1 pseudogene is annotated in these 655 nt (G+C 38.6%); it reads right to left on the reverse strand.

Going from position 1 to position 655, the window contains the following annotated elements:
- Positions 1-381: pseudogene (locus AC1DUW_RS31660) on the reverse strand (bile acid:sodium symporter family protein); the annotation flags it as partial.
- Positions 382-655 lie beyond the last annotated feature (274 nt).

Below are 655 nucleotides of genomic sequence, written 5' to 3' on the forward strand. Positions count from 1 at the left end.
GAGCAGGGTGTTCCCTTTGTAAATGGATACCCAAAGCAAACTGGTAACACCAGTTGGAATCACAACACCTAGAACTAAACCAGTTATGGTTAGATTGTCTCCAGGAAACACCAGGTGTCCAAGTAGCCAGGCCCAAATTGGCATGACAATATGCAGGATACAAAGGACCACAATTATCGGTAAGGGATTGGAAGCGATACGTTTCAATGAACTGAAATTCGATCCTAAACTTCCGGAAAAAGTAATAAATGCAAAAATCCAAGGGACGAGGAATATATAGGAATCTAAATAACTGGCAAGCAATACGCCGACCACTACACCAGTTGGCGTGATAAAAGGCATGGTCTTTTCAAGAAAATGATTTAACTTCTGTAACAACAATTTCACTCCTAACCAAATACGTATGATGATAAAGGCAAGCTGCTTCGTACTATCATGTTTGTAAAATCCCTGTAAAAGTCCCAGCGAAGGAAGTTTCACACTATCATCTGTAGATCAGGTGGAGAAGAACAAACGAAGTTTTTAATAATAATAGAAGGTGCTGATAGTCTTTTCGTTTTTCATTTTATCATAGCGGGGGTAATTTGCTATGGTGCGGTTTTGATATTGTGGAATCAAATTGCCACAGTTTTTTGTATATTATGGGTAATAAATC

Source organism: Peribacillus sp. P4_C12 (assembly GCF_056402095.1).